The 5,647-nt window shown below is 56.7% G+C and carries 5 protein-coding genes; 2 read left to right on the forward strand and 3 right to left on the reverse strand.

Features of this window, described 5'->3' with window-relative positions; translation table 11 throughout:
* Positions 1-1,458 (forward strand): adenosylhomocysteinase (gene ahcY / locus VGK48_18255; GenBank protein ID HEY2383122.1); only part of this gene is annotated, 1,458 nt, incomplete at its 5' end.
* 144 nt (positions 1,459-1,602) lie between these two features.
* Positions 1,603-1,998, forward strand: a complete 396-nt coding sequence (locus tag VGK48_18260; protein ID HEY2383123.1) for a hypothetical protein — start codon at positions 1,603-1,605, stop codon at positions 1,996-1,998.
* Positions 1,999-2,004: 6 nt separating this feature from the next.
* On the opposite strand, the gene VGK48_18265 is transcribed toward VGK48_18260, so the two are convergent.
* From VGK48_18265 to VGK48_18275, 3 genes are all read right to left on the reverse strand, one after another.
* Positions 2,005-2,412 (reverse strand): response regulator, encoded by a 408-nt coding sequence (locus VGK48_18265; GenBank protein ID HEY2383124.1) that lies wholly within the window; start codon positions 2,410-2,412, stop codon positions 2,005-2,007.
* 138 nt (positions 2,413-2,550) lie between these two features.
* Positions 2,551-3,867, reverse strand: a complete 1,317-nt coding sequence (locus tag VGK48_18270) for a M23 family metallopeptidase (protein HEY2383125.1) — start codon at positions 3,865-3,867, stop codon at positions 2,551-2,553.
* Between the two features lie 70 nt (positions 3,868-3,937).
* Positions 3,938-5,647 (reverse strand): MDR family MFS transporter (locus tag VGK48_18275; GenBank protein HEY2383126.1); only part of this gene is annotated, 1,710 nt, incomplete at its 5' end.

Here is a 5,647-nt window from a genome sequence, read left to right on the forward strand (position 1 = left end):
AAAAAGGCTGGAAGAGAGCCTTTCAAAGTAAAAGATCTTTCTCTTGCGGAATTCGGCCGCAAGGAAATTCAACTGGCCGAGCAGGAAATGCCGGGATTAATGGTCGTCCGGCAGCGCTATGCTGCCAAGAAGCCGCTGGCGGGAATGCAGATCATGGGCAGCCTGCACATGACGATTCAGACCGCCGTGTTGATCGAAACGCTGGCCGAACTCGGGGCGGATGTCCGCTGGGTATCGTGCAACATTTTCTCGACCCAGGACCACGCGGCAGCGGCGGTCGTTGTTGGCCGTCCGGAAACCGGCGGTACACCGGCGAAGCCCCGCGGCATTCCGGTCTTCGCGTGGAAGGGCGAGAATCTCGAAGAATACTGGTGGTGCACGACTGAAGCACTGCGCTGGCCCGACAATTCCGGCCCGGTGCAGATTGTCGACGACGGCGGCGACGCCACATTATTCGTCCATAAAGCTCTCGAATTCGAAACCGCCGGCAAGGTTCCTTCATTCAACGCCGCATCGGATCCGGAAGAGTGGGGCGTGATCCTCAGCACGCTGTCGCGTGAATTGAAGGAGCGGCCCGGTGCCTGGTCGAAGATCGCGAAGGCCATCAAGGGAGTGTCGGAAGAGACGACCACCGGCGTGCACCGGCTCTATCAGATGGAAGAGGCCGGCAAGCTTCTGTTCCCGGCGATCAACGTCAACGACTCCGTGACGAAGAGCAAGTTCGACAACATCTACGGCTGCCGCCATTCCTTGCCCGATGGATTGATGCGCGCGACCGACGTGATGCTCGGCGGAAAAGTTGCTGTCGTGCTCGGCTTCGGCGAGGTCGGCAAGGGCTGCGCGCAGGCTCTGCGCGGACAGGGCTGCCGCGTGATCGTTACCGAAATCGATCCGATCTGCGCGCTGCAGGCGGCGATGGAAGGCTATGAAGTAAAGCCCATCGAGGATGTTGTTTCGACGGCCGACGTCTTCATCACGACGACCGGTAACAAAGACGTCATCACGGTCCACCACATGGCCAAGATGAAGGACAAGGCGATCGTCGGAAATATCGGCCACTTCGACAACGAAATCGACATGGCCGGATTGAAGAAGGTGAAAGGGATCCAGAACATCAACATCAAGCCGCAATACGATGAATGGAAGTTCCCGGACAACCACAGCGTCATGATCCTGGCCGAAGGCCGCCTGCTCAACCTGGGCTGCGCCACCGGCCATCCGAGTTTCGTGATGTCGGCGTCGTTCACCAACCAGGTTCTGGCGCAGCTCGACCTGAAAGACAACGGCAGCAAATATGAAAAGAAGGTCTACATGCTGCCCAAGAAGCTGGACGAGGAAGTCGCACGGCTCCACCTCGATCATCTTGGAGTGAAGCTGACGAAGCTCACGCCCGAGCAGGCCAGCTATATCGGCGTGCCGGTCGAAGGGCCGTACAAAGCTTCGCATTACCGCTACTAAGAATAAAAGGGGACAGGTTACAGCCGCAGATGCCGCGGATAACGCAGATGGGGGCATCCAAAAAATCATTTGCTGCCCCCATCTGCGTTATCCGCGGCATCTGCGGCTATAACCTGTCCCCATTTTTCGTCAGGGAGGTGACGGATGTTCGTGCGGAGTTTGTGTATTGCCTTAATGTTGTTGGCAGCTCAGGCGGAAACGACCTTTACCGTCGAATACAACGGCAAAAAGTACGAGTTCCATATTCCTGACCCGGATTTGCAGAAAACTCCCGTCTGGGCGCCCAATCAGGACAATCCTCCGTTATCTGCGCGCCGCGCGATCGATATTGCCAAGAATGAAATCGCGACGTTATTGCCGAATGGAAAAGACTGGCGGCTTTACGAGGTAACGCTCCGGCCGGTCGATAATCACTGGGTTTATCTGGTTCAGTTCCTTGAGCCGTTACGCGGCGACGGCAACGGCCGGCAGCTTTCCAGTGGATTTCAGGTTGTCGTTCTGATGAACGGCGTTGCAGTTATGCCGCGTGTTTCTGGCTGATGCAGATCAGGCAGCGGGTTCGGCGGGTCTCTTCGCCAGGTCGAAAATAGCGTTCACAAGATCTGCCGGTTCGAAAGGCTTCAATATATAAGCATTGAAACCTGCCGACCTTGCTCTTTCATTGTCGCCCGGGGACGAATATGCGGTTAACGCGATCGCTGGAGTGAAGCCCCGATATTGTTTGTCGTGCTGGCGGATGGCGGCAATCAGCGCGAATCCGTCAGATCCTCCCAAGCGTATGTCCGATACCAGGACGTGAGCAGGAGACCGCTGTTGTTGCTTGATCGCGGCGTCAACCGTGTTGGCTACAACGACATTCGCACCGGTTTGTCTCAAAACTGCCTGAATCAATTCGCACGTATCGAGATCATCTTCGACAACTAGGACGGAGATGCCCTTCAATAAATCGCTCATAAATTTTGTCTCCGAAATCTGCTCTTATTATACCCCTTACTGGCTTTATACCGGCGGCTACAGAATCCGCAATGGCGACCCGCCGAGCAGACTAAAGTCGATCGTTTCGGAGGCCTGCAGCGCCGCAACAACAGATTTTTATTCTTTTATCCGGCTCATGACGTGGTCATTGATCCACTTCTCGTCCCACCATTCCGTGGGATTCACCGGAATGCCCTGCAGGAACAAGCCGAAGTGCAGATGGTCGCCGGCCGCGAGACCGGTGGCGCCGCTTTTTCCGATGACTTCCTTTTTCTTGACGGTTTGTCCGGGTTTGACATCGATTTCGCTCATGTGACCGTAGAGCGAAATCAGGCCGGCGCCATGGTCGATCATGACCGCGTTGCCGTAGATGCCGAAATACTCTGCAAGCACAACCTTTCCATCGTTGCCGGCTTCGATCGGTGTGTGCTGGACGACAGAGAGATCGAATCCGACGTGATCCTGCTGGTCGACCGGCTTGCCGTCGTAAACGTAAGTGCGCCGGTCCGCGAAGTACGATTCCACTTTTGAATTGCTCAATTGGACAAACGCATCGTGCCACAGGAACTCGCCGGGAGAGTTTTTGGCCAGCTCTGCGATTCGCGCATGATCCTGCTTGCGCAGGTCGCTGTTGATTTCGACGAAGTTCTTGACCGGATCGCCGGTGTCTTTAACCGAGGGTGTATGCGACATGATCTCCGGAACGACTTTCTGGATGAGACTGTTTTCCAATGGAATATCCCGCGACCGGAATTTCTTGAGGAATACTTTGTGCCAGAAGTCGGCCGTGACTTCATTGCCGGCGGCGTCGCGGGCGACCACTTTCATCGGTGTATCGGCCGGCCAGTCGTATTCGAGCGCGAACAGAGCGAGATGCAGATCCTTGTCGAATTTGTAGCCGGGGAAGAAGTGGGAGCCGACCTGCACGCCGGATGTCTCCACATTGTCCGAGACGCGATAGACGACGCATTCCGATCCGCCTTGATTGATGTAGTGCTGGCCTTCCATGACCTGGACCGTTGGCGGCTTGGTGTCGAAGGTAAAGTCCTTTGAGGCGTCGGTGCGATTTCCGTTGAAAAAGTGGCGGAGGGAATTGTCGGTGGCGGTGACGCTCAGGCTTGCCGGACCGTCTTCGGCCTTGTATTTGTCGGCGATGAGCTTCCCGACGTCATAAGTAGTGGTTTTTTCCTGATGAAGAGAGTCGTCCGCAAGCACAACATCCTTGTCCTTCTGCCTGAGATGAATGGCTACGTGTTTCAGGCCGGTCCCGGCATCCTCGACTTTCAAGCTCAGGGCCGGCGCGCGGCCAAGAATTTTGAAGTCACGATTGAACATGATCTCCGGAGGAGTCCCTTCCCAGCGCGCGTGTGTAACGCCAACCGCAATCACACCGAGAACAACGACAAACAAACCAAGAATAACCAAAACTTTCATAACAAAAAGTGTAACAAAAAAGGGACAGATCACTTTCCGCGGGATCTGTCGCCAGGTTTGTTTCGTTACTTCACAATTCCGTCGGCGGAGCGGGGCCGTGGCGCAGCGGGACATCTTTGATCAGCAGATTCAGGATGCACAGGGCGACCATCAGGCCGGCGCTGATCATAAAGATCCACTCGATCCCACCGAGCAAGGCCGTGCCGACGCTGGCATATAAGGTCTCGAGCGCGTGAGGGCCGTTCTCGAAGTGTTTGAAAGTCTCTTCCAGCTGCGGCCGCAATTGAGGGAGCAGCAGCGGATTCGAGAAGGCCGACATCGCCTCCGGAGGTATACCCTGCGGCACGGCGTTTGAGAAATCGTGATGATAATTCGTCAGCAGAAGACTGCCGAAGATCGCAACGCCGACGGTGCTGCCGATCGAGCGGAAGAACGTGGATGTTGCCGTCGCCACACCCATGTGCCGTTGCGGAGCCGTGTTTTGAACCGCAACCGTATAAGCGGGCAGCAGAAGTCCCATTCCAAGACCGGCCGTGATCATCGCCAGAATGACGTCTAACGGCCGCGTGGCCAGGCCCATTCGCGCGAAAAGAATCGTTCCGATCGTCACCAGCACGGAGCCGGACAGAAACGGCATCTTGTAGCTGCGGAGCCGAAGCGTGATCTGGCCGCAGACGAAGGTGCCGACCACAATGCCGAGCATCAACGGCGTGAGCAAATTTCCGGAGCGCGTCGCCGTGACACCCAGCACGCCCTGCATGAACAGCGGCAGGTAAATGATCATGCCGAACATCGCGATGCCGACCACGAAGACGCCGATGGAACACATGCTGATCACCGGCTCACGGAACAATGACAGCGGAATCATCGGTTCGATGGCCTTCGTTTCCGCATAAATGAAAGCGCCCAGCATCGCAGCGGACAGCACGAGCAGCGATTCGACTCGTGCTGAAAGCCAGCCGTAATCGGTGACCCACGTCAGCGCCAGCAGCAGGGGGACGACGCAGAGTATAAGCGTTGCGACGCCGGCCCAGTCGATGTGTCTCTTGACATCCTTGGGATGCCAGAAAGGAAAATATAGATACAGCGCAATGACCGCGATGATTCCGACCGGCAGGTTGACGTAGAACGTGGCTCTCCACGAAATGTCATCGGTCAGCCACCCGCCGAGTGTCGGGCCGAATACCGAAGCCATCCCCCAGGCCCCCGAAAAAACGCCCTGATATTTACCGCGCTCCGCCGGCGAAAAGATGTCTCCGACGATGGCGAAGGTGAGGCCGGTCATGATGCCGCCGCAGATGCCCTGCATCGCCCGGAACAGGATGAGTTGATTCATGCCGTCGAGCCCGATCGATGAGAACTTGCCTGCGGCGCCGCAGAGCGCCGACGTCAGGACGAAACCTGCCGATCCGCCGAGCAGAAACCATTTTCGGCCGTAGATATCCGACAGCTTGGCGAATATCGGAACCGAGATCGTCGAACACAGCAGGTAAGCCGTCGAAACCCAGGGATAGCGATCGAAACCCGAAAGGGAGGCGATGATCCGCGGTTCGGCCGTTCCCACAATGGTCTGGTCCAGAGCCGCAAGCAGCATGGACAGCATCAGCCCCGCGAGCGTCCCGATCATTTGCGGGCGCGTCAGTTGCACTCGTCCCGATGTAAGCCAGACTTCGGGCATGCGCGCTGGAGCCGCTGCTGTGGACTGGTTCAACATGCGCGTCCACAGTAACTTAACCGCATGAAAAGGGGAAGGAACCACAAGAAGCACAAAAGGCACAAG

The sequence above is a fragment of the Terriglobia bacterium genome, assembly GCA_036496425.1.
GTDB lineage: Bacteria > Acidobacteriota > Terriglobia > 20CM-2-55-15 > 20CM-2-55-15 > 20CM-2-55-15.